Source organism: Sphaerisporangium perillae, from assembly GCF_023276435.1.
Taxonomy (GTDB): domain Bacteria; phylum Actinomycetota; class Actinomycetes; order Streptosporangiales; family Streptosporangiaceae; genus Sphaerisporangium; species Sphaerisporangium perillae.
The window spans coordinates 22,088-45,459 of record NZ_JALLPO010000059.1; the positions used below are offsets into that span (position 1 = coordinate 22,088).

The window sequence follows — 23,372 nt, forward strand, 5'->3', positions numbered from 1 at the left end:
GGGACGGGGCGGCGGTGATCAGCCGGCGGGCTTGAGGCTGCTCCAGAGGATGGCCATCGTCTCGCGGTTGTCGGACTGGTCCCACTCGGCGTCGGGCGCGGTGAAGGTGATCTCGTAGGCCGCCTTGCCGTTGAAGGCGACGTACCGCGTGACGGCGTGGGTCGTGACCTCGGTGAGCGCGGTGTAGGTGTACTCCCAGACGCTGCTCTGCCACTTGCCGTTCCCGAGCGGAGAGGACTCCAGCCGGGTCTGGGCGTAGTCGGTCAGCGTGGCCTCGTCCTTGGACTTGGTGAGCAGCGCGAGGCCGTCGTCACCGGTCGGGGCGACCTTCTTGATCTGGATGCGCCGCCCGGAGCTCTTCGGCCCGGTGTAGGTGACCGCCTCGTTGGAGGCCGACGCCGTCCAGGTCTTGGGGACCGCGACCGACACCCCGGCGGCGGTCTGCGTGCGGAAGCTGCTGGGGAGCTCGGGCGCGGCCAGCGTGTCGGCGGTCTCCACCGGTGCGGGGTCCCCCGTCGCGGGGTCGGCCGGGGCGGTCTCGCCGCTGGTGGCCAGGGGGGCGGCCACGTCCTCCTGCGTGGAGGAGCCGGTCGGCCACAGCACGAACAGCAGGGCGGCCACCACGCCGATGACCCCGATGCCCGCGAGGACGAGCAGCACGGGGGAGCGGCCCTCGCGGGCGTCGTCGTCCTCGAGCGGGCCGGGCCTTTGACGGCGGCCACGCCCGTCGGGCGCGGCCTCGCGCCGCTCGGGGGAGCCGGCCCTGGCGCCCGGACCGCCGAACGGATCGCCGCCGGCGAGGTCCTTGGCCAGCCGGTCGGCGAGGTTCGGGGACGCGGACGGCGGCCACACCCGCGAGCCCGGCGTTCCGCCCACGAGCGAGTCGTGGGAGCCGCCCTGGCCCGAGGGATCGTTCAGCGCGTCGTAGGGACCGCCCGGCTGCGGCCCGGAGGGGCTGCGCAGAGCGTCGTACGGACCGCCGGTCTGCGGCCCGGAAGGGCTCCTGAGCGCGTCGTACGGACCGCCGGTCTGCGGCCCGGAAGGGCTTCTCAGGGCGTCGTAGGGGGCGCCACCGGGCTGCTGCGGGCCGGAGGGGCTTCTCAGCGGGTCGTAGGGGCCGCCGGTCTGCGGCCCGGAGGGACTTCTGAGCGCGTCGTACCGGTTGACCGGCTGCGTGCTCGAAGGGCTTCTCAGGGCGTCGTACGGGTCGGGCTGCTTGCCGGACCCGCCGCGCGGCGCGTCGAAGGGGCCGGGCTGCGGGCCCGAGGGGCTCCTGAGCGCGTCGTAGGGGTTCGGCCGGGGGCCCGAGGCGTCGTTGGCCGCCTCGAACGGCTGGGGGCCGGAGGGGCTTCTCAGCGCGTCATAGGGGTTCGGCCGCCCGCCCGAGGGGCTCTGGAACGCGTCGTATCCCGCGGGCGCCGCGTAGGGCGCGCTCTGCGGGCCGGTGCCACCCTGGGGGTGGAACAGGTCGGGGCGGTCGCCCGCCTGGCCGGCGGAGTTCTGGTCGACCGGGACGCGCACCGGCCCGGAGGGGGTCTCGATGATGCGCGAGGGCAGCGGCCCGGACGGCGGGTCCAGCGGAGGGAGCATGTGCATCGGTGTGGGGTCGGCCCGGGTGGGCAGCGAGGCCATCGCGGGCCTTTCGCCGCCCCTGAGCGGCAGGCCGGAGCCGTGGGTGCGCAGCACCCGCTCCAGCAGGTCGGCGGCCTGGGCGGCGGGCATGCGGTCGGCGGGGTTCTTGCGCAGCAGGCCCTCGATGACCGGCAGCAGGGCTCCTGCCCGCTGCGGGCGGTTGGGATCCTGGGTCAGCACGGCGCCGAGGACGGCCACGGCGTCGGGGCCCTCGTACGGCGGGCGGCCCTCGACGGCGGCGTAGAGCGTCGCCCCGAACGACCACAGGTCGGCCGCGTGGGTGATCGAGCGGCCCTGCAGGCGCTCCGGCGGGATGTAGGCGGGCGAGCCCATGAGCAGGCCCGTCTGGGTGATGGTGACGTCGCCCTCGATGGCGGCGATGCCGAAGTCGGTGAGCACCACCCGGTCGGCGGTGAGCAGCACGTTGCCGGGCTTGACGTCCCGGTGCAGGATGCCGGCGGCGTGGGCGTGCCGGAGCGCGTCGAGCACGCGGACGCCGATCTCGGCCGCCTGGACGACCGGCAGCGGCCCGCTCTGCCGCACGGCCTGCTCCAGCGACCAGGCGCGCACGAGTTCCATCACGATCCAGGGACGGCCGTCCTCCTCGACGACGTCGTGGACGGTGACGATGCCGGGATGGCTGAGCCGCGCGGCCGACCTGGCCTCGCGCAGCATGCGCCGGTGGGCGACCTGCTTGCCCGCACTGTCCAGCCCGAAGGGCAGGATGAGTTCCTTGACGGCGACGTCGCGGTCGAGCAGCACGTCATGGGCGTGCCAGACCATGCCCATGCCGCCTCGGCCGACCGGTGAGAGCAGGCGATAACGCCGGCCCACCAGCCGCCCCTGCCCCTCCGGCGCGACACCGGCGTCGCCCAGGGGACTCTTACCCTCGGCCATTGAGGGCGCCCTCCCGAGCGTGCGATCGGTCGTCATACCGCGGTCCCCAATTCACGCTCGTCCGCGTCATATCCCCATTTATGGATCATGTAAAGATCGTGTGCGTCATCTGGACTGTGAGACTGGCCACTGATATTAGGGTCAAACTTGGGTCAATGGGAATTCGGTCTTCCTTTAAACTTCAACGAGCGCGGTCAGGGCCGCGGTGAACGCCTCGGCCGGCGGGGTCACCAGACCCGCCCCGACCTGCCCGGTTCCCGCCACGCGGCCCGCGATGCCGGTGTTGACGACCGGAAGCTGTCCGGTTCTCGCGATCAGCGCGATGTCGATGCCCGTGGGGGTGCCGCGGAAGCCGAGCCCGGGGATCTGGTACACGGGGTGCTCCGCGAGCGTGATCTCGTACATCGATCTGGTCGCGGCGACGGCGTCCGACACGTCCCCGCCGACGAAGCGGACGATCGCGGGGGCGGCGGCCATGGCGAACCCGCCCAGCCCGGAGGTCTCGGTGATCGTGGAGTCGCCGATGTCGGGGTTGGCGTCCTCGGGCCCGTAGGCGCCCAGATAGAGACCGTCGGGAACGCCGGCGGGGCCGGTGAACCACCTGTCGCCCAGGCCGGACACCTGGATCCCGAAATCGGTGCCGTTGCGGGCCATGGCCACCACCAGGGACGACCCGGGAACGTCCCTCGCGGCGTCGGCGCCGACCTTCCCCGCCGCCATGCCGGCGTTGAGGAAGAAATGATCGTTGCCGTTGATGAAGCGCAGGACCGCGGCGGCGTGCTCCGGCGCCGCCTCGACCACCGCCGCCGCCATCTCGCGGACGAACAGCGACGTGGCGGCGCGGTTGCGGTTGTGCAGCTCGTCGCCCATCTGGAGCGCCTGCGCGATCAGCGAGCGCAGGTCTATCGGGCCGCTCACGGCCAGCGCCGCCGCGAGCACGGGCCCGAGCACCTCGCCCATCCAGCGCAGCCGCTCGATCACCTCCGGCCCGTAGGCGCCGTACCGCAGCACCTTGCCCAGGCCCTCGTTCAGCGAGCAGTACGCCGTGCCGCCGTGCTCGTCGTCGACGACCTCGAACATCCACATCGACGGGCTGACCACCCCGGCCATCGGGCCGACCGTGCGGTGGTGGTGGCAGGAGTCGAGCTTCACGCTGCCCGCGACCAGCAGGCGCTCGGCCTCCTCGGCGTCCGCGGCCAGGCCCTCGAAGATCGCGGCGCCGGTGAGCGCCCCGCGCATCGGGCCGGAGGCGCGTTCCCAGTCGATGGGCGGCCCGGCGTGGAAGAACGTGCGCGGCGGCAGGTCGAGCACCTCGCGCGCCGGGCGCACTCCGACGAGCCTCGGCCTGGCCGACAGCATGCGGCCGACGGCGATCTCGTTCGCGCGCTCGCGCCGGGGGTCGGCCAGCACCTTGGCCAGGGCCTGCGAGGTGCCCGGGAGAGGGGGCCGCCAGTCGACCCCGAGGCGCGGCACGGCCTGCTGGTCGAGCGCCTCGGCGAGCACGGCGGCGCCGGCGGTGATCACGCGGGGCTCGCCGTCGAGCATGGACAACCTCACAGCGCACTCCTGACCAGGCTCGCGGCGTGCCCGGCGGCGGCCGCGTTGGAGGTGAAGACCGACGCCCCGGCCGCGACCAGGACCTCCGCCTGCCGGCGCAGCCCCTGCGGGTCGGACTCGGTGCCGACCAGGGCCACGACCACGGCCGCGCCGCGCTCGCGGGCCTCGCGGATCGCGGGCGCCAGGCGCGCGGAGGGATCGGGATCGGCGGCGTGGCCGAGCACGACGTCCAGCAGGATCACGCCGGAGGCCCGCCCCAGCGCCTCCAGCCGGACCGTCGGATCGATCATGGGATGGGCCCGGCCGAGGGTGTACTCGTCGTCGCCGAAGTCGGTGAAGGCGCCGGTGCCCGCGATGATGGCCGCCTCCGCGCACAGGGTGCCGCCGGCGTACAGCCCGGACAGCTCGGCGGACGGCGCCCGCTGGGGCACGGTCCAGCAGGGCCACTGGGGGACCGGGAGGCCGAGGGCGCGCAGGGCCTTCTCGGCGGCCGTGGTCAGGTCGTCCTGACCGGGACCGAGCAGGGCGGTGACGACCGGCGTCGACAGCTCCTCGACGGCCCGGCGCACGACCTCGGCGACCTCGGGAGCGGGGGGCTTGGAGATCAGCACGATGAGCTCGGTGGCCGGGTCGGCGTCCAGGGCGGCCAGCGCCGTCAGCGTCGAGGCGCCGCCCACCGCGGCCGACAGGTCTCTGCCGCCGACGCCGAGGACGTGGCTCACCCCGGCGCCCGCGTGGTCGAGCAGGCAGGTGACCTGCTGCGCGCCGGTGCCGGAGGCGGCCACCACGCCGACGGGCCCGGGCCGCAGCACGTTGGCGAAGCCCAGCCCCGCGCCGCCCACGACCGCGGTGCCGCAGTCGGGGCCCATCACCAGGACGCCGCGCTCCCTCGCCCGCTCCTTGAGCAGGACCTCCTGCTCGACGGGCACGTTGTCACTGAAGATCATCACCGACAGCCCGGCCTCGACGGCGTCCATGGCCTCGGCGAAGGCGTGCTCGCCGGGGACCGACACCAGCGCGAGCGAGGCGTCCCATGCCCGGGCGGCGGCCCGGGTGGTGCGCGGCGGGCTCTCGGCCCGCTCGCCCCCCGCCTGCCCGCCCTTGGCCAGGAGGGAGAACTGCCGTTCGAGCTCCTCGGCCGCGTCCTTGACCGCGGCCTCCGAGCCGGCGCGGATGGCCACCAGCAGGTCGGTGGGGCCCGCGTCCGGGACCGCGAACCCGGCGTCGCGTGCCAGATCGAGATTGAGCTCGGTCGCCATGGCCACCACGGCGACGGTGACGCCCGGGCGCGAGCCCAGCGCCTGGCTGATCCGCATCAGGCTCACCGAGTCGTGATAGAGCCCGGTGCGCACCTCCACCAGATCGGTGCTCGTCGTCACCGGCTCACCGCCCCTCGCATGACGTCCGTTCCACTCTCAATGGTCTCTCACCGCATCTCAGGCGATTTCTTACACGGTTTCTGACAGGCTTTGTGGCACGACGTCCGTCCGGCGGGCCGCCCCTTCGAGGGCCGGCCACGGCCGCCCGCGTCGCGCGAAGCGCCTCCGACGACCGCCCGCGCCGGTCACCGGCCGGGTAAGGGCGCCATGCCGCCGAGGCGGAGCACCGCGGACATCCCGGCCCGCAGACCCCACGCGAGGTCGGCGCCGGAGGTGTGGCCGAGCCGCAGCAGCCTGCGCACGGCGGGTTCGAGCGACTGGAGGCCGGCGACCGCGCGCAGCACGGCGAGCGCCTCCGCGCACGCCTGGCCCTGGGCGGCGCAGTGCAGCAGCGTCGCCGAGATCGGGGTCGTGCGGGTGCGGGCGTCGAACGCCACCGTCGCCGCCAGCCAGTCGGCCACCCAGACCGCCCGCTCCACGCCGGTCGCCAGGCCGAACTGCCGCAGCGCGACCAGGATGCCCGAGAGCATGTCGTCACCGCTCGGAGTCAGGCCGGGACCGAGGCCCATGAGCCGCTCCGCGGCGGTGATGGCCGTCACCAGCGACCCATCCGAGCACCCCTCGGCGAGCATCGCCGCCGCGCCGCCGGGGTCCAGGCCGGGCTCGCGGCCCGGCGCCCGGCAGATCTCGGTGAACGCCGGGAGCGTCCGCGCCAGCCGTTCCAGGCCGACCGGACCCAGCGGAGGGGAGGGGTCCCACCAGCGCCGCACGTGCACGGTGACGCGGCCGATCTCGACGCACCCGTCGCCGACGGCGGCCTCGTCGCCGCTGGAGATCGACGGCAGCGGGTCGCCGATCACGACGGCGTTGGGCAGCCGGGTCGCGTCGCCGGTGACGACGGCCACGACGAACGGCTCGGTGTCGGTGCGGATCTCCAGGTAGACGCCCAGCGGGAACGCGGCGAGCACGCGCGCGGGCCTGCGGGGCGACTCCAGCGCCGGGCGCAGCGCGGTGCTCGCCGCCCCGAACGCCTTGGCGTGCGCCGGCGTGCCATGTCGGATCGGTGTGCGCGTCCCCAGTGTCACTACCCCGGCCTCCCCGCGAGTCTGGGGAGACCGTAGAACGGTCTTGGAGACCTGCCGTACGGAGAAAGCTGCCAACAGTTCTCCAGAGAGTTGGCTCTTGTTGACAGACAACTGTTCCGTCAGAATCACGGAAAAGGCGTTCCACTCTGGAGCATGACCATGACTGCTGACCCATCACCCCCGGCGATGCGACTGGCCTCCACCGGCACCATCATTCACGGCGTCTCCGTGGGCGAGGTGCTCGGCGTCTCCACCCTCGCCGGAGCCCGCCTGATCGGCGGCAGGAACGGCCTCGAACGCATCGTCCAGCGGCTCAACGTCATGGAGGTGCCCGACATCCTGGCCTGGGTGAAACCCCACGAGCTGCTGCTCACCACGGGCTACCCCCTGCGCAACACCCCGCAGTCGCTCGGCAGGCTCGTCGCCGACCTCGACGAGCGCGGCCTCGCGGCACTCGGCATCAAGCTCGGCAGATACGTCGACGAGCTGCCCGCCGAGATGGTCGAGCAGGCCGACCGGCTCGGGTTCCCCCTGATACTCCTGCCCAACGACGTCGGCTTCGACGACATCCTCAACCAGGTTCTCACCGACATCCTCAACCGCCAGGCCGCGCTGCTCGCCCGCACCGAGGAGGCGCACAAGGCGCTCGTCCAGATCGTGCTGGCCGGCGGGGGGCTCCGCGAGGTCGTCGCCGAGGTGGCCGGGCTCCTCGACGTCTCCGTGGCCGTCCTCGACCCGGCGGGGCACGTCCTGGAGGCCGCGGGGGACGCCGCCACGCTGCGCGCCGCCCCGTCCGTCTCCGGCAGGGACTACACGGTCGTCCCCGTCGTCGCCGGCGGGCACCACCACGGGCGCATCGTCGCCCACAGCCCGGCCGGGGCGATGCGCGACGGCGACATCGGCATCCTCGAACGCGCCGCCACCGTGGCCGCCCTCGTGGTCACCCGGCAGGAGGCGGTCACCGCCGTAGAGAGCAAGTACCGCGCCGACTTCCTGCGCGACGTCCTCACCGGCCGGGGCGGGCCGCGCATCGCCGCCCGCGCCCGCTCCTTCGGGTGGGATCTCGAACGGCCCGTCGGCGTGCTGGTGGCCGAGATCGACCCCGAGTGGGACATCCCGCCCGACCGGCTGCTCACCGCGTGGGTCACCGCGCTGCGGCGCCACGACCCGCAGGGCGCGGTGGCGGGCTTCTCCCACGAGGTCGTCGCCATCGTCGGCTCGGGCGTCGACATGGCCCGCCTGGCCAAGGACGCCGTGGCCTCCTTCGCCGACTGCCGTCCCGCGACCTTCTCGACCGGCATGAGCAGGGTCGCCCAGGGGGCCGACTCCCTGCCCGACGCCTACGGCCAGGCGCTGAAGGCCGCGCGCGTGGGCCGCCAGCTCCACGGGCCGGGCGCCGTCGCCCACTTCGACCAGCTCGGCGTCTACCGGCTGCTGTCCCTGGTCAACGACACCGCCGAGCTGCACTCCTTCGTGAAGGAGGCGCTCGGCCCGCTGGCCCTGGACGAGGACGCCGAGAACGCCGACCTGCGCCGCACCCTGCAGGTGCTGCTCGAGACCAACCTCAACGTGGCGGAGACCGCCCGCCGCCTGCACTTCCACTACAACACCCTGCGTTACCGCATAGGCAAGCTCGAACGCATGCTGGGCAACTTCACCGAGGACGCCCACCTGCGCCTCAACCTCACCCTCGCCCTCCACGTCCTGCGGATGCGCGGCATCTGATGCGTCTCACCTCCTGCGCCGCTCACCCGTGCGCAAGAAGAGTGCTGGTAGGCGGGGCACGTTTGGCAACTCCTTACCATGTGGGCCGCCGTCCGCCGGTCTAATGTGCCCGCAACAAGACAGAACAACGACAACAGCGACAACATCGAGTACGGCAAGAAGCAATACGCCGCGGAGGTCCGCCTGCGGGGTGGCCACCGACCGCCCGGCCCGGTCAGTGAAGGGGCTCTCATGGCCTTCGGATGGAAGTTGCACGGCGACGGGCGCGCTCTGGCCCCCGGAGAGGTGGTCAAACCCGATGAGCGGCTGAGCTGGCCGCGCATGGTGGGGTTCGGCGCGCAGCACGTGATCGCGATGTTCGGCGCGACCTTCGTCTTCCCCCTGATCATGGGGCTGAACGCCAACCTGGCGATCATGATGTCGGGCGTCGCCACGATCCTGTTCCTGCTGATCGTGCAGGGGAAGGTCCCGAGCTACCTCGGCACGTCGGCCTCGTTCGTGGGCGGCGTGGTGGCGATCCGCGCCGCCGGCGGCGACAGCGGCACGGTCACGGGCTCGATCCTGGTGGCCGGCGTCGTGCTAGCCCTGTGCGGCGTCGCGATCCACTACCTCGGCGTGCGCGCCATCAACAAGATCTTCCCGCCGGTCGTGACCGGCGCGGTCGTCATGCTCATCGGGTTCGGCCTCGCCTACGTGGTGGCCGACGTCTACTGGCCCCAGGACCCGTGGATCGCCCTGATCACCATGGTCGTCACCTTCGTCATCATCGTGGCGTTCAAGGGGTTCATCGGCCGCATCGGCATCCTGCTCGGCCTGGTCGCCGGCTTCCTGCTGTCCCTCGCGGCCGACAAGGTCTTCGGGAACATCACCGCCTACAACGCGGGGCTCAGCAAGGTCGACACCCATCCGCGGGTGAGCTTCCAGGGCGTCGCCGACGCCCCGTGGTTCGGCCTGCCGGACTTCCACAGGCCGAGCTTCGCCGTCTCGGCCGTCGTGCTGGTACTGCCGGCCGTGATCGCGCTCATCGCCGAGAACATCGGGCACGTCAAGGCCGTCGGCGAGATGACCGGCACCGACGTCGACCCGTACATGGGCCGGGCCATCCTCGCCGACGGCGTCGGCACGGCCGTCGCCACGGCGGTCGGCGGCTCGCCCACCACCACCTACGCCGAGAACATCGGGGTCATGGCCGCGACCCGGGTCTACTCCACGGCCGCCTACTACATCGCCGCCGTCGTGGCCATCGCGTTCGGCCTGATCCCGAAGTTCGGCGCGCTGGTCGCGGCGACGCCCGGCGGAGTGCTCGGCGGCATCACCGTCATCCTGTACGGCATGATCGGCCTGCTCGGCGCGAAGATCTGGATCGAGAACCGCGTCGACTTCTCCGACCCGGTGAACATGGTGCCGATCGGAGCGGGCATCATCCTCGCTATCGGGCCGGTGTCGCACCAGATCACCAAGGACTTCTCGCTGGCCGGCATCGCGCTCGGCACGATCGTCGTGCTCGGCGGCTACCACCTGCTGCGCGTCATCGCCAGGCGGACATCCGCTCCGGCGGACACCGGGCCGGCGCCGGCCCTGGCGGAAGGGAGCGACGGCACCGCGTGAAACCACCGGCGTTCGACTACCACGCGCCGCGCGGCCTCGGCGAGGCCCTGGAGGTCCTCGCCGGGGCGGGGCCGCACGGCAAGGTGCTGGCCGGCGGCCAGAGCCTGATCCCGCTGCTCAACATGCGGCTGGCCTCGCCGTCCCACCTGGTCGACATCAACCGCGTCGCCGAGCTGGACACCCTCGTCGTGGCGGACGGCGGGGTGCGCGTCGGCGCGCTCGCCAGGCACGCCGCCGTGGAGCGTTCCTCCTCCGTCGCGCGCGCCCAGCCGCTGCTCCGCACCGCGCTCAAGCTGGTGGCCCACCCGGTCATCCGCAACCGCGGCACGGTCATCGGCAGCCTGGTCCACGCCGACCCCTCCGCCGAGCTGCCCGCCGTGCTGACCGTCCTTTCCGGGTCGGTGCGGCTGGCGCGGCACGGGGGCGGCGAGCGCGACGTCCCGGCCGGCGCGTTCTTCACCGGGCCGCTGGAGTCGGCCGTCGAGCCCGGCGAGCTGGCCGTCTCGGCGTTCTTCCCCTCGCTGCCTCCCCGCACCGGCAGCGCCTTCTGCGAGGTGGCGCGCAGGCACGGCGACTACGCCATGGCCGGCGCCGCCGCCGTGGTCGGACTCGACGAGGACCTGCGCATCGTCTCGGCCAAGGTGGCCTGCGTGAGCGTCGGCCCGGTGCCGGTGCTTCTGGAGATGTCCGAGGTGTGCGCCCACCGGCCCGCCGCGTCGGTCGACTGGGCGGCCGTGGCCGCGTCCGTGCGCGAGCGCATCGATCCCGAAGGGGACATTCACGCGACCGCCGCCTACCGGCGGCACCTGACCGGGGTGCTGGCCGAGCGGGCGCTGCGGATCGCCGCCCAGGAGGCCGCGGGCGAGCAGGGGAGGGAGGGCCTGGATGGCTGAGACGCTGCACGAGATCTCGCTGACGGTCAACGGGGTCGTGCGCGAGGTGAAGGTGCCGGGACGGCGGCTGCTGTCGGACTGCCTGCGCCACGAGCTCGGCCTGACCGGCACGCATGTGGGCTGCGAGCACGGCGTCTGTGGCTGCTGCACGGTGCTGCTGGACGGCGACCCGGTGCGCTCCTGCCTGACCTTCGCGGTGTCGGTGGACGGGCACGAGATCACCACCGTGGAGGGGCTGAGCGGGCCGGACGGGTCGCTGTCGCCGGTGCAGCGCGCCTTCTCCGAGTGCCACGCGCTGCAGTGCGGCTTCTGCACCCCGGGGTTCCTGTGCACGGTCACCGCGCTGCTGCGCGACAACCCCACGCCGGCCGACGATGAGGTGGTCGAGGGCATCTCGGGCAACCTGTGCCGCTGCACCGGCTACCAGAACATCGTCAAGGCGGTACACCGCGCGGCCGAGCTGATGGGTGATGAGGCGTGACGACGAAGCTCTTCGGCGAGCCGGTCCAGCGAAGGGAGGACCGGCGGCTGATCACCGGGCAGGGCCGTTACCTCGACGACCTCGGCCAGGGCGCGCTCGCCGCCGCCTTCGTCCGCTCGCCGCACGCGCACGCCCGCATCCGCGACATCGACGTGTCGGCGGCGCTGGACGTGGACGGCCTGGTCGCCATCTACACCTGGGAGGACCTGCCCGAACGGGTCCGCGACCCGCTGCCCCTGCTGATCCCGCATCCGGCGCTCACCCACGGGCGCACCGCCTACCCGCTGGCGAGGGACGTCGTCCGGCACGTCGGCGAGCCGGTGGTCATGGTCGTCGCCCGCGACCGCTACCTGGCCGAGGACGCCGCGGGCCTCATCGAGGTCGGCTACGAGTTCCTCAAGCCGGTCGTGGGCATCGAGGAGGCGGCCAACGGCGTCCACCTCGTCCACGAGGACGTCCCCGGCAACGTGGGGGCCCACCTGGTCCAGGAGGTGCCGTCCGCGCAGGGGCTGGGGGCACGCGAGGCGATCGACGCCGCGCCGCACGTGCTGTCGTTCCGCCTGGACTTCGAGCGCAGCGCGTCCATGCCGCTGGAGGGGCGCGGCGTGTACGCCCGGTGGGACGCCGACGACGCGTCCCTGCGCGTCTACAGCTCGACCCAGACCTCGACGAGCGTGCGCATGGCGATCGCCGCCAAGCTCGCCCTGCCGCTGCCGTCGGTCGAGGTGATCGCCCCCGACGTGGGCGGCGGGTTCGGCGTGAAGATCGTCCACCCCTGGCCGGAGGAGGTGCTGGTCCCCTGGGCGGCGATGCTGCTCGGCCGGGAGGTCAAGTGGACCGAGGACCGCCGCGAGCACTTCATCTCCTCGGCCCACGAGCGCGGCCAGGTGCAGCACGTGCGCGTCGGCTTCGACGGCGAGGGGCGGGTGCTCGGCCTGGACGTGACGATCCTGCACGACCACGGCGCCTACACGCCGTACGGCATCATCGTGCCGATCATCACCGCGACCCAGCTGCTCGGGCCCTACCGCATCGGCGCCTACCGCGTGGAGTTCTCCTCCATCTACACCAACACGGTGCAGGTCACGCCCTACCGCGGCGCCGGGCGCCCGCAGGGGGTGTTCTGCATGGAGCGCACCATGGACCGCATCGCGGCCCACCTCGGCCTGGACCGCACGGCGGTGCGCGCGGCCAACTTCATCCAGCCCGGCGAGTTCCCCTACGACCAGGGCCTGATCTTCCAGGACGGCCGTCCGCTGATCTACGACAGCGGCGACTACCCCGAGTCCCTGCGGATGCTCAAGGAGCTGATCGGCTGGGACGGCTTCCCCGCGATGAAGGCCGAGGCCGCCGAGCGGGGCCGGCGGCTCGGCATCGGCATCGGCTGCTACGTGGAGGGCACCGGCGTGGGCCCGTACGAGGGCGGCCACGTGCAGGTGACCTCCGACGGGCGCGTCCACGTCTCGACCGGCCTCACCTCCCAGGGCCAGGGGCATGAGACGGTGTTCGCGCAGATCGCCGCCACCGAGCTGGGCGTGCCGCTGGAGAAGGTGTCGGTGGTGACCGGCGACACGCGGCGCTTCGGCTACGCCGTCGGCACGTTCGCCTCGCGGGCCGCCGTGATGAGCGGCAACGCGATCGCCCTGGCCTGCCGCAAGGTGCGCGACAAGGCGCTGCGCATCGCCGCGGAGGCGCTGGAGGCCGATCCGCGCGACCTCGAGATCGAGGACGGCGTGGTGCGGGTGGCCGGCCACCCGGGCGCCTCCATCCCGCTGGCGACGGTGGCCGTGCTGTCCAACCCGCTGCGGTACGCCTTCGACGAGGAGGCCCAGCGGGCCACACAGTTCTCCGGGGCCGCCTCGATGGACCGGCCGCCGGTCCAGGAGGGGGAGGAGCCGGGGCTGGAGGGGCGCGACTACTACTCCCCGATCCGCTCGACGTTCGCCTCCGGGATGCACGCCGCCATCGTCGAGACCGACCCGGACACCGCCGAGATCCACATCCTGCGGTACGCCGTCGTCCACGACTGCGGCAGGCTCATCAACCCCATGATCGTCGAAGGCCAGATCCACGGCGGCGTGGCCCAGGGCGTCGGCGGGGCGCTGTACGAGCGCATGGTCTACGACGCGCACGGGCAGCTGCTCAACGCCTCGTTCATGGACTTCCTGATGCCCTACGCCACGGAGGTGCCGTTCATCGAGACCGCCCACCTGGAGACGCCCTCGCCGCTGAACCCCCTTGGGATCAAGGGCGCGGGCGAGGCCGGGGTGATCCCGGTGTCGGCGGTGATCGCCTCGGCGATCGAGGACGCCGAGGGCATCACCATCGAGCGGATGCCCATCTCCCCTTCGGAGCTGCACGAACTGCGGAGCCGCACGGCGTCGCCGTGATCGCGCCGGGCGCGTTCAGGCCGTGAGGGCGGGGACCGCGTGGTCCCCGCCCTCAGGTGCGTCCGGCGTCAGGCCGTGACGCGCCTGCGGAAGACCCAGTACGTCCACCCCTGGTAGGCCAGGACGAACGGCAGCGCGATCAGCCCGATCCACGTCATGACGCCGAGCGTGTACGGGCCGGAGGCGGCCTCGGCCACGGTCAGGCCAGGGAGCGGCTCGCGCCACAGCGTTCCGAACAGCGTGCCGGTGACCAGCACGATCGACGCGGCGGTCGCGGTGAACGCCCATCCCTCGCGGCGGCGCCAGATCAGCGCGACGGCGGAGGCGAGAGCGATCATGGCGGCCAGCGCGGCCAGCCACAGCACCGGGTGGGAGGTCCAGGCGGCGTTCGCCGCCCCCGCCCCCGGCAGCGCGGGAAGCGCGACGATGGCGACGGGCAGGGCGGCGACCGACACGGCGAGCGCGGTGTGGCGGGCCCTGGCGCGCAGCGGGCCGGTGGTCTTCAGCGCGACGAACACCGCGCCGTGCACGACGGCCAGGGTCAGCGAGAGCGCCCCGCCGAGCACGGTCGCCGCCATGGTGCCGTACAGCAGGTTGCCGAAGATCGCGCCCCACAGGAACGCGGTCAGCACGCTGCCGGCCACGATGCCCGCGTCGCACAGCGCGCGCTCCCTGCCCTCGACCTTGCCGCGCCACTCCAGGGCGACGCCGCGCACGATTAGGCCGGCCAGCACCATGACCAGCGGCAGGTAGAAGCCGCTGAGCAGGCGCGCGTACCAGGCGGGGAAGGCCGCGAACATGGCGCCGACGGCCGTGATCAGCCACACCTCGTTGCCGTCCCAGACCGGTCCGATCGTCGCGAGCATCTGCCGGCGCTCGCCCTCGCCGCGGGACAGGACGGGGAGCAGCGCGCCGACGCCGAAGTCGAAGCCCTCAAGGACGAAGTAGCCGGTCCACAGGAACGCGATGACCAGGAACCAGAAGGTGGTGAGTTCCATGGCGATCTCCTAATACATCAAGGTGGGCGCCAGGCGCGCCGCCTGGGCGTCGATGTCGTCCGGCAGGCGAGGTTCGAGCGGCGTCTCGACGGGCTCGGGTCCCGCCTTGACGTACCGGACCAGCAGCCTCGCCTCGGCGATCGCGAGCACGCCGTAGAGCGCCGTGAAGATCGCCAGGGAGATCGCGACCTCGCTGAGGGAGACCCCGGGGGACACGCTCGCCGCCGTGAGCAACTCGCCCTGGACGGTCCAGGGCTGCCGCCCGATCTCGCTGAGCAGCCATCCGGCGATCATCGCGAGGGTCGGCAGTGGCAGCGCCAGCAGGCAGATCCTGGCGAACCATTCCGGCGCCGGGCGGCGGCGCCGGGTCAGCCAGAGCCCGAGGAGCGACAGGCCCACCGTGGAGAGCCCGAATCCGGTCATGACGCGGAACGACCAGTAGACGACCGGGAGGTTCGGCACGTAGTCCCCGGGGCCGAATCGCTGCTCGTACCGCCGCTGGATGTCGTCGATGCCCTGCACTTCGGCGCCGGGGTCGTGCGCGGCCAGCAGGCTGAGCATGTTCGGCACCTCGATGCCCGGCACGGGGGAGAACGGCGCCCCCTTCTCGTCGTGCCGGAGCCCTTCGGCGGCCGCCAGCTTCATCGGCTGCTGCTCGCGCAGGTACTGCCCGGACAGGTCGCCGCTGCCCGCGACGACCGCGCCGGCGATGGCGGTCATGACGAGCGCGGCCCGCAGGCTGCTCCGCCACATGGCGGGGTCGCCGGTGAGGCGGGCGGCCACCCGCCCGCGCGCCGCCCGGGTGAACGGGACGGTCGCGTCCGCGTCGGCGGCCATGCGCCGCTCCCGCGTGATCCGGTAGCCGCTCACCGCGATGACGAACCCGCCGGCGATGACGAAGGAGGCCGCGATCACGTGCGGGACCTGCGCGAGGGCCGTGGAGTTGGTCAGGACCGCCCACAGGTCGGTCATCCGGGCCCGGCCGTCGACCACCTCGTAGCCCACCGGGTGCTTCATCCAGGCGTTCGCCGCGAGGATGAAGTACGCCGACAGGTTCGAGCCGATGGTGGCGGCCCAGATGCACGCCAGGTGGATCCGCTTCGGCAGCCGGTCCCAGCCGAAGATCCACAATCCGAGGAACGTGGACTCCAGGAAGAAGGCGAGCAGCGCCTCCATGGCGAGCGGGGCGCCGAACACGTCTCCGACGAAGGTGGAGTACTCACTCCAGTTCATCCCGAACTGGAACTCCTGGACGAGGCCCGTGACCACGCCCATCGCGAAGTTGATCAGGAAGAGCTTGCCGAAGAACTTCGTGAGCCTGAGGTAGTGCTCCTTGCCGGTGCGGTGCCAGGCCGTCTGCAGGCCGGCGACGAAGATCCCCAGGCCGATCGTCAGGGGTACGAAGAGAAAGTGGTACACGGTGGTGACCCCGAACTGCCACCGCGCCAGGTCCAGTGCGTCCATGTGCCCCTCACGGATCCAAGAAGCTCTACCGCCTGTAGTTCTACTTCTAGTAGTACTACAGCTTGTAGAGCAAACGAGGAGCGGAAGGTGCCCTGCGTACTGCGATCTTCGTCACACCCCCCGCTCGCCGCCAGGCCCCCCGGCGACGCGTCCAATGATCCGTCCCCGGGCCCGCCCGGGGCGTCACCCCACCGGCGGATTCCCGGGTACGCCGCCCGATGGAGCGGGAAGGCGCACTCCGCCCGCCCTGAGGTAGGCGGAGAGGTCGCCCAGCGCGAACCCGCGCCGCTCGATCTTGTCGAGCAGGATGCGGAAATCCCTGGCCAGATGGGCGCGGAAGTGCAGGAGCAGGATGTCTCCGGGATGCAGCCGCTTGTCCGGCGTCTGGTAGGAGATCTTCCCGCCCGGCTGCACGCTGGCCGTCCACAGGAGTACGGCCGACAGGCCGCACCCCTTGGCGACCCGGAGGGTGGTGCCGGTGTAGTTGCCGAACGGCGGCCGGAACAGCACCGGCCTGCGCCCGATCTCCCTGGCGATGACCTTGGCGGAGCCGCAGATCTCGTGCTTCTGGGCGTCCGGCCCGAGCCGCCAGAGGTTCGCGTGGGTGAGCGTGTGGTCCTCGATCGGCGCGCCCGCGTCGCGCAGCTCACGGAAGTAGGACCACTTGCCCGCGCCCACGTACCGTCCGCCGGCCGCCGTGGGATCGGGGACGCCCCGGGCCTCCACCGCGTCGCGCGTCGCGAACACGGTGATCGGGACGGCGCGCTCTCTGACCAGCCGGACGAACCCGGGGTCCTGCTCCCAGCCGTCGTCGATGGTGAGGAACACGACCTTGCGCTTCGTCGCGATCGCGCTCACCACCGGCAGCGCCTCACCGGCCCGTGCCCGGATCCGGCCGACCTCCCCTGGCCTGGGCAGCGCGCCGGCGGGCCCGCCCGGCGCGGCGCTCGCGGTCGGGGCGGCGCTAACGGACGGGGCGGCGCTCGCGGTCGGGACGGCGCTAACGGTCGGTGCGGCGCTCCCGGTCGCGGCGTTCGCGTGCGGCGGGGACGGGGGGACGGCCGGGGGCCGGTCCGGGAACGCCGTGCCGCTCGCCGAGCAGATAGCGACCAGTACGAGGCCGATGACCGTGCTTGACACCTTTCGTCCCCAGATCATGGTCAGCCATCTTGCCATCGGCATGATCCCGCACCGCAAGCTCCGCGATCAGTGCCGGTTGACGCGGAGCACCGTGTGGTCGTTGTCCTCGGCTGAGTGGACGATCAGCCTGCGCGCCGTCGCGACGGCGTCCTCCTTGGTGAGGCTCGCGCCGAGGGAGAACGCCTCGTCGTACGCCTCGGGCGAGAGGGTGGCCCGCACGCAGGCCACGTTGCGCGGCCCGTCCAGCGGATCCATGAGCAGCGGCGAGTACCCCACCCGGGACCCGATGGCCGACACCGTGCCGAGCATCACCGCGCCCTCCATCGCCTGCCCGGCCATGCCGAGGGCCCCGGCGAGCGCGTGGGCGCCCGCGAGCCACGAGGTCACGTCCACGGTCCGGTCGAGGTACACCAGCAGCCGCGCCGCCTGCTGCACGGCGCGGTCGGCGTCCCCGAGGTCCATGGCGACCTTCGCGCTGATCCAGCCGGAGGACACGTACGCCCAGTCGTGACCGCACGCCTCGGCGACGTCGGCCGCCTCCACGAGCTGGACGGCGGCCAGCGCCGGATCCCCGGCGACGCGGGTGATCTGCCCGCGCACCATCATCAGCTCCGCCTCCACCCACGGCAGCCCGGCGGCCCGGACGTGCTTCCAGCCTTCGGCGAGGGCGAGCTGGGCCTGGCTCGGGTTGCCGCTGAGCTGCAGGAAGTACGCCCGGTACGGCAGGGCTCTGGCCATGACCTCGATGTCCCCGACGACCTCGGCCTGCCGCAGCGCGACCTCCACGTCGTCGTTGCCCGCGATCGCGGCGCCCGCCAGGTAGCGGAGCAGCGCCCGCCCGATCAGCGCCTGGCCGCGCAGAGGATGATCGGCATCGACGGCGTCGAGGGCCCGGGTCAGCCAGTCCATGCCCTCCTGGACGTTCCCCGCCCGGTACCAGTACCAGGACAGCGCGGTGGCGATCCGCAGCGCCGATTCACCGTCGCCGGCCACGAGGGCATGGGCGAGCGCGGCGCGCGTGTTCGCCTGCTCGCGCCGGAGCCGGCGCATCCACAGCTCGTCGTCGAACGTCCGCAGCCGCCGGTCGGCGGTCTCGGCCAGCTCCACCGCCCAGGCGAGATGCCGCTTCTCCCAGTGCGGCCGCTCGCCGGCGGGCAGGACGCGCAGCGCGTACTGCCGGATCGTCTCCAGCATGCGGTACCGCCGGGGCGTGCCCGCGCCGTCCACGGTGACCAGCGACTTGGACACCAGCCCGCTGAGCCGGGGCAGGACCGTCGGCCCGTCGGCCATCCGCTCGGCCGCCTCCAGGTCGAACCCGCCCTCGAACAGGCTGAGGCTGCCGAGGAGCCGCTGCTCGGCCAGGGTGAGGAGCCGCGCGCTGGACTCGATGGCCGCCTCCAGGCTGCGGTGCCGCGCCGGGGCGGTGCGCGAGCCGGTGGCGAGCAGCGCGAAGCGGTCGTTGAGCCCTTCCTCGATCTGCTGGAGCGACAGCACGCGCGTCTGGGCGGCGGCCAGCTCGATCGCCAGCGGAAGCCCGTCCAGCTCGCGGCAGATCCGGAGGATGACCTCGCGCTCCGCAGGCCGCGGCCGCCAGTCGGGGCGGATCGCGCGGGACCGTTCCAGGAACAGCTCGACGGCCGTGGTCTCCGGATCGAGCGGCGGCAGGTCCCAGGTCGCCTCTCCGGCGATGGCCAGCGGCTCCCGGCTGGTGGTCAGCAGCCGCAGGCCCGGGCACCGCGATAACACGGACTCGGCCAGCCCGGCCACCGCGTCGATCAGGTGCTCGCAGTTGTCCAGCACCAGGAGCATTTCGCGGTCGCCGATCGACTCGACCAGGTCGTCGGTGCTCTTGGTGATCGCCGTGCCCATCGCGGCGCCGACGGCGGCAGGCAGCAGCGCCTCGTCGGTCACGTCGGCGAGCAGGGCGAGCCAGGGCCCTTCGGCGGCGACGGAGCGCTCCGGATCGGCGGGGCGCCCGGAAGCGCCGGAATCGCTCACGTAGCCGGCGAAGTACCGGGCCACCTCGAGCGCCGTGCGGCTCTTGCCGGTGCCGCCGGGGCCGGTGATCGTGACGAGCCGGTGCGACTCGAGGAGCTGCTTCACCGTGCTCACCGTCTCGTCGCGGCCGATCAGGCGGGTCAGCGGCGCGGGGAGCCGGGGGCCGGGGGCGTCGCGCCGCTCGGCCGGCTCGGCCAGCGTCGCGGTCTCTTTGGGAGCCTTCCACTCGAGCGCGGGATCCTGCCGCAGTACCGCGGCCTCCATGGCGCGCAGCGAGGGGCCCGGGTCGACGCCGAGCTCGTCGATCAGCCGCTCGCGGGCGGCGCGCAGCGCGGCGAGCGCGTCTCCCTGCCGCCCGTTGCGGTACAGCGCGAGGGCCAGCAGTTCCCACGAGCGCTCGGCCAGCGCGTGCTCGCGGACGAGCGCCTCCAGCCGGCCCACGGCGGGGACGGCCTGGCCCATGGCCAGCAGGGCCGCCGCGTGGTCCTGGCGGGCGGCGAGCCGCGCGTTCTCCAGCCGGGCGATCTCGGCCGTGGCCACGTCGCTGTCCCCGAGGTCGGAATACGCGGGGCCGCGCCACAGCCGCAGCGCCGTCTCGAGGTTCTCCGCCGCCGCGGCCGGTTCCTCGGCCAGCAGCCGGGCGCCGCGTTCGGCCAGGGCGGCGAAGTGCTCGGCGTCCACCGACTCGGGCCTGACGCGCAGCACGTACCCGGGCCCCTGGCGGTCCAGGATGCCGGTGGGCGCTCGCGAGGGCCTGTCCGGTTCCAGGGCCTTGCGAAGCTTGGTCACATACGAGTAGAGGCTGGCCATGACGCTGTTGGGAGCCTGCTCGGCCCACACGGCCTCGACGATCCGGTCGACGGTGACGACCTTGCCCTGGGCGATCAGAAGCGTCGCCACCACCGCTTTGACCCGGCTGCCGCCGAGATCGAGCCTCTCCCCGTCGCGGGTCACCTCCAGTGGGCCCAGGACGGCGAAGTGAAGCCCCGCTGCTCGAGCGCTCACAGATATCCGTTTCTTCTTGTGCGTCTGCCGGCCGGCTGCCTGCGAATAATTGGCTAGTTATATCCCGAAAGACGGCAAAGGCGAAGACTGCTCACGAATCGAAATGGTCTCGCGACCGCCGATGCCTCCGGCCGATCGGCGACGAGCATGAGCTAGCGTGACCTTGACGCGGGACGGAAAGCCGTGACGCGGCGAGAATTGACGAGGGCGGGCGGAGCGGACGGGCAGAAGTTGCTCTTATCGCCGCCGTGGGCCCGTCTCTAGTCTCTCGGCATTCCCTCGGCATCGGAGGTGTCCATGAAGGTCGTCGGCAGCGCCGTCGTCGGGGTCGACCGGGGCCGCGTGTGGTCCGCGCTCCAGGACCCGGCCGTTCTGGTGCGCACCATTCCGGGCTGCGAGCGGCTCGAGGCCACGGGCGCCGACACCTACCGCATGACGGTCAGCGCGGGAGTCGCCTCCATCAAGGGCGTCTACCAGGGCGAGGTCGCCCTGTCCGACCCGGAGGAGCCCGAAGCGTTCACCCTCCGCGCGCGGGGCGCCGGCGCGCCCGGCACCGTGGACGCGACCGTGCGCATCCGGCTCAGCGAGGTCGACGGCGGCGCCACCCGGGTCGACTACGACGCCGAGGCCGTCGTCGGCGGCATGATCGGCGGCGTGGGGCAGCGGATGCTGGGCTCGGTCGCCAAGAAGACGGCCGGCGAGTTCTTCACCGCGGTCGAGCGGCACCTCCAGCACGTCCCGGCCCTGGCGGGCGCGGCGCAGGCCGTTCCGAGCATGGCGGGGGCGGCGCAGGCCGTTCCGAGCATGGCGGGGGCGGCCGAGCAGCCGTCCGGCGAACCCGCCGGCCTCGCCGCGGGTCAGGTGTTCGAGCGGCCGCGAGACGAGGCGGGGCGGGCGGCCGAACGGTCGCGCGCCGGTGGGACGCCGGTCTGGCCGGTGCTGACGGCATTCGGCATGGGCGCGGGCATCGCGCTCGGCAGCGCGGTCATCGGCTGGCTCCTCGGCCGCACCGGCCGGCGGCGATAGCCGCGCGGCAGGGGCGATCCGGTGTCGCCGCAGGTCAGGCGGTATGTGCGGAGCTCAGCTGATCCCGAGGCCGTTACAGGACCTCGCGGAAGAGGATCTCCCGGCGTAACGTGAGCACTATGCGAGAGTTCCGTGCGGAGGACGCTCGATCGGAGGCTCGGCGGCTCATCCACGACCTGCTGGGTGAGCGGCATCCGACGGCCGCACTGCTGCTGAGCGAGGCCGGAGCAGTGTTCGGCGAGGAGCGCGTGACCCGCTGCGCCGAGCTGGCGCAGGGAGCCATGCTCACCAGGCGCTCTTCCGAGCTCGCCGCGATCGCGGGCCTGCTCGTCGGCACCGGAGTCCTCGGCGTCGGCTGGTGGTCGTCCGGCCGCAGCGGGAAGATCCCCGCCCCCGACGAGGTGCTGGCGGCGAACACGGCCATCGAGCCGTGGACCGATCTCACCGTCCTTGAGATGCTGGCCGCCTGGATCGCCGACGACAGCGCCGACGCCGCCTGGGGTCCGCCCATCGCGTCGGTGGACCTCAACTCCTGGCAGGCGGAGGACCGCGTCGAGCTGCCCCAGGACGCCGCTCCCGGCCGGCGCCTCGTCGTCGCCTTCGACGCGGGCGGGCGCCTGGACGCCGTGGTGGTGGAACGGCCGGACGGCCGGCTCGGGTCCAACCTCGACTTCGCCTCGCTGCGCTACTCCAGGGCCGCCGAAGCCCAGTGGAGCTGGGGAGTGGCGGCGGGACTCGGCCCCCATCCCCTCCCTGGAGAAGACCCGGACCCCTACGCCGAGACCGTCGACCAGCGGGCCGCCGAGTACCTGCGCCAGTGGGCGCTGCGCCACGGCGCCACCGGCGAGCAGGTCGGCCCGTGGTGGCAGGCCAAGGGCGACGTCATCGCCGCCATCGAGCGGGTCGACTGGATGTGGCGCAGCGGCGAGTGGTTCGCCTGGTGGCGCGCGACGTCCGCCCTGCTCGGCGGCGACCCTCTCCAGCTCGCTGACCGCATGGACGACATCTCCTCCGTCCCTTGACCTCTGGCCTCCCTGGGCCCGTCAGGCCGCTCGGCTCCGGGCCCAGGAAGTCAGGCGGTCAGCCGGAGACGGCGGCCGTGGCCCAGGAGTCGCGGAACGCGTACCGCGCCGGAGCGCTCGAGTAGCGCAGGAACGCCGTCCCGGACGTTCGCGGGCTGCGCGGCGAAGAGGCCCATGGCCCCCGTGCCGGTCGCGGCCAGTCCGCCCGCCGCGCCGAGGGCGAAGGCTCGGCGGCTGACCATGCTGACCTGGTCGTCTCTTCTGTCTTCGGGCTTGCTGAAGGCGCTCTTTCCAGGCCGGGACTCCCGGGGGGCAGGAGCATGATCACATACCGTAGAGCGCTAATGATCTACTGACAAGTCCTCATATCAGGTGGTCGACGCGGCCAGTGAGGCGGGATGCGATTCGCCCAGGTCGCCGGTGCGGTAGTGGCGGCGGCACAGGACGCGATAGTGCACCTGGGACCCGTCGGTGTCGGCGATCACGACCTGCTCTCCGGTGCGCGCCATGACGCCGTCCACGACACGGGCGTTCAACCTGCCCTCGCGCCCGCACCAGCAGAGCACCTCCACCTGCAGCCGGGACACCTCGTCGGCCAGCTCGAACAGGCGCTGCGCCGCGGGGAACATCCGCGACCGGAAGTCGGAGGCCAGGCCGAACGCGTAGACGTCCACGCCGTGCTCGTCGACCAGATCGGCGAGCTGCTCGATCTGGGCCACCGTGTAGAAGCACGCCTCGTCACAGATCAGGTAGTCGATGCGGTCGCGCTCCAGCACGAGCCGCACCAGGTCGAGGTCGTCGACCACCTCCACCGCCTCGAGCCCGAGGCCGATCCGGCTGGTGATCTGCGGGCCGCCCGAGCGGTCGTGCTTGGTGAGCACCAGACCCCGCCTGCCCTGGCGTCCGTGGTTGTAGTTCATCTGCAACGCGAGCGTGGACTTGCCACAGTCCATCGGGCCGTGGAAGAACCTCAGCACGGCATCGCGATGAGGATGCGCGGGCGCACTAGACAAGGCGGACGTTTCACTCACGGCGCGCCAGCATACAGTCATCTCCCCCACCACCCCGCCCC

The 23,372-nt window shown here is 72.8% G+C and carries 17 protein-coding genes; 7 read left to right on the forward strand and 10 right to left on the reverse strand.

What is annotated here, in order from left to right:
* Positions 1–18: 18 nt before the first annotated feature.
* The 4 genes from MYF83_RS37950 to MYF83_RS37965 form a co-directional block, all read right to left on the reverse strand.
* Positions 19–2,529 (reverse strand): serine/threonine-protein kinase, encoded by a 2,511-nt coding sequence (locus MYF83_RS37950; RefSeq protein WP_248965647.1) that lies wholly within the window; start codon positions 2,527–2,529, stop codon positions 19–21.
* A gap of 174 nt (positions 2,530–2,703) precedes the next feature.
* Complete coding sequence (locus tag MYF83_RS37955) at positions 2,704–4,086, reverse strand: YlbE family protein (protein WP_248965648.1); 1,383 nt, start codon at positions 4,084–4,086, stop codon at positions 2,704–2,706.
* Complete coding sequence (locus tag MYF83_RS37960) at positions 4,083–5,465, reverse strand: AllF/FdrA family protein (protein WP_248965649.1); 1,383 nt, start codon at positions 5,463–5,465, stop codon at positions 4,083–4,085. The genes MYF83_RS37955 and MYF83_RS37960 overlap by 4 nt, the downstream gene beginning before the upstream one ends.
* Before the next feature lie 185 nt (positions 5,466–5,650).
* The gene (locus tag MYF83_RS37965) at positions 5,651–6,550 is read right to left on the reverse strand and encodes an oxamate carbamoyltransferase subunit AllH family protein (protein WP_248965650.1); all 900 of its coding nucleotides are present in this window, start codon (positions 6,548–6,550) and stop codon (positions 5,651–5,653) included.
* A gap of 159 nt (positions 6,551–6,709) precedes the next feature.
* On the opposite strand from MYF83_RS37965, the gene MYF83_RS37970 reads away from it, so the two are divergent.
* The 5 genes from MYF83_RS37970 (at position 6,710) to cutA (ending at position 13,647) form a co-directional block, all read left to right on the forward strand.
* A complete protein-coding gene (locus MYF83_RS37970; RefSeq protein ID WP_248965651.1) occupies positions 6,710–8,275 on the forward strand; it encodes a PucR family transcriptional regulator in 1,566 nt (521 codons plus the stop codon).
* Positions 8,276–8,506: 231 nt separating this feature from the next.
* Positions 8,507–9,883 (forward strand): uracil-xanthine permease family protein, encoded by a 1,377-nt coding sequence (locus MYF83_RS37975; protein ID WP_248965665.1) that lies wholly within the window; start codon positions 8,507–8,509, stop codon positions 9,881–9,883.
* Positions 9,880–10,776, forward strand: coding sequence for an FAD binding domain-containing protein (locus MYF83_RS44050; protein ID WP_248965652.1), 897 nt, complete (start codon positions 9,880–9,882; stop codon positions 10,774–10,776). Before MYF83_RS37975 ends, MYF83_RS44050 begins: the two co-directional genes overlap by 4 nt.
* The gene (locus MYF83_RS37985) at positions 10,769–11,257 is read left to right on the forward strand and encodes a (2Fe-2S)-binding protein (RefSeq protein ID WP_248965653.1); all 489 of its coding nucleotides are present in this window, start codon (positions 10,769–10,771) and stop codon (positions 11,255–11,257) included. Before MYF83_RS44050 ends, MYF83_RS37985 begins: the two co-directional genes overlap by 8 nt.
* On the forward strand, positions 11,254–13,647 hold the full coding sequence (gene cutA, locus MYF83_RS37990) for an aerobic carbon-monoxide dehydrogenase large subunit (RefSeq protein ID WP_248965654.1): 2,394 nt from the start codon (positions 11,254–11,256) through the stop codon (positions 13,645–13,647). The genes MYF83_RS37985 and cutA overlap by 4 nt, the downstream gene beginning before the upstream one ends.
* A gap of 68 nt (positions 13,648–13,715) precedes the next feature.
* Here cutA and cydB read toward each other — a convergent pair whose 3' ends face one another.
* The 4 genes from cydB to MYF83_RS38010 form a co-directional block, all read right to left on the reverse strand.
* On the reverse strand, positions 13,716–14,645 hold the full coding sequence (gene cydB, locus MYF83_RS37995) for a cytochrome d ubiquinol oxidase subunit II (protein WP_248965655.1): 930 nt from the start codon (positions 14,643–14,645) through the stop codon (positions 13,716–13,718).
* A gap of 9 nt (positions 14,646–14,654) precedes the next feature.
* Positions 14,655–16,109, reverse strand: coding sequence for a cytochrome ubiquinol oxidase subunit I (locus MYF83_RS38000; protein ID WP_248965656.1), 1,455 nt, complete (start codon positions 16,107–16,109; stop codon positions 14,655–14,657).
* Positions 16,110–16,292: 183 nt separating this feature from the next.
* Complete coding sequence (locus MYF83_RS38005; protein ID WP_248965657.1) at positions 16,293–17,267, reverse strand: polysaccharide deacetylase family protein; 975 nt, start codon at positions 17,265–17,267, stop codon at positions 16,293–16,295.
* 48 nt (positions 17,268–17,315) lie between these two features.
* Positions 17,316–20,252: an AfsR/SARP family transcriptional regulator gene (locus MYF83_RS38010; protein ID WP_248965658.1), complete on the reverse strand. Its 2,937-nt coding sequence runs from the start codon at positions 20,250–20,252 to the stop codon at positions 17,316–17,318.
* Positions 20,253–20,549: 297 nt separating this feature from the next.
* On the opposite strand from MYF83_RS38010, the gene MYF83_RS38015 reads away from it, so the two are divergent.
* Both MYF83_RS38015 and MYF83_RS38020 read left to right on the forward strand, forming a co-directional pair.
* Positions 20,550–21,278 (forward strand): SRPBCC family protein, encoded by a 729-nt coding sequence (locus tag MYF83_RS38015; RefSeq protein ID WP_248965659.1) that lies wholly within the window; start codon positions 20,550–20,552, stop codon positions 21,276–21,278.
* A gap of 119 nt (positions 21,279–21,397) precedes the next feature.
* Positions 21,398–22,300 (forward strand): serine/threonine-protein kinase, encoded by a 903-nt coding sequence (locus tag MYF83_RS38020; protein WP_248965660.1) that lies wholly within the window; start codon positions 21,398–21,400, stop codon positions 22,298–22,300.
* Between the two features lie 50 nt (positions 22,301–22,350).
* On the opposite strand, the gene MYF83_RS38025 is transcribed toward MYF83_RS38020, so the two are convergent.
* Both MYF83_RS38025 and MYF83_RS38030 read right to left on the reverse strand, forming a co-directional pair.
* Positions 22,351–22,542 (reverse strand): hypothetical protein, encoded by a 192-nt coding sequence (locus MYF83_RS38025; RefSeq protein ID WP_248965661.1) that lies wholly within the window; start codon positions 22,540–22,542, stop codon positions 22,351–22,353.
* Between the two features lie 126 nt (positions 22,543–22,668).
* Positions 22,669–23,277, reverse strand: coding sequence for a thymidine kinase (locus MYF83_RS38030; protein ID WP_248965662.1), 609 nt, complete (start codon positions 23,275–23,277; stop codon positions 22,669–22,671).
* Between the last annotated feature and the right edge of the window lie 95 nt (positions 23,278–23,372).

Bases quoted from the DNA above. Each gene is read 5' to 3' on its own strand.
- MYF83_RS37950 (WP_248965647.1), bottom strand. From the start codon at position 2,529: ATGGCCGAGGGTAAGAGTCCCCTGGGCGACGCCGGTGTCGCGCCGGAG.
- MYF83_RS37970 (WP_248965651.1), top strand. From the start codon at position 6,710: ATGACTGCTGACCCATCACCCCCGGCGATGCGACTGGCCTCCACCGGC.
- MYF83_RS37975 (WP_248965665.1), top strand. From the start codon at position 8,507: ATGGCCTTCGGATGGAAGTTGCACGGCGACGGGCGCGCTCTGGCCCCC.
- MYF83_RS37985 (WP_248965653.1), top strand. From the start codon at position 10,769: ATGGCTGAGACGCTGCACGAGATCTCGCTGACGGTCAACGGGGTCGTG.
- cydB (WP_248965655.1), bottom strand. From the start codon at position 14,645: ATGGAACTCACCACCTTCTGGTTCCTGGTCATCGCGTTCCTGTGGACC.
- MYF83_RS38000 (WP_248965656.1), bottom strand. From the start codon at position 16,109: ATGGACGCACTGGACCTGGCGCGGTGGCAGTTCGGGGTCACCACCGTG.
- MYF83_RS38005 (WP_248965657.1), bottom strand. From the start codon at position 17,267: ATGATCTGGGGACGAAAGGTGTCAAGCACGGTCATCGGCCTCGTACTG.
- MYF83_RS38015 (WP_248965659.1), top strand. From the start codon at position 20,550: ATGAAGGTCGTCGGCAGCGCCGTCGTCGGGGTCGACCGGGGCCGCGTG.
- MYF83_RS38020 (WP_248965660.1), top strand. From the start codon at position 21,398: ATGCGAGAGTTCCGTGCGGAGGACGCTCGATCGGAGGCTCGGCGGCTC.
- MYF83_RS38025 (WP_248965661.1), bottom strand. From the start codon at position 22,542: ATGGTCAGCCGCCGAGCCTTCGCCCTCGGCGCGGCGGGCGGACTGGCC.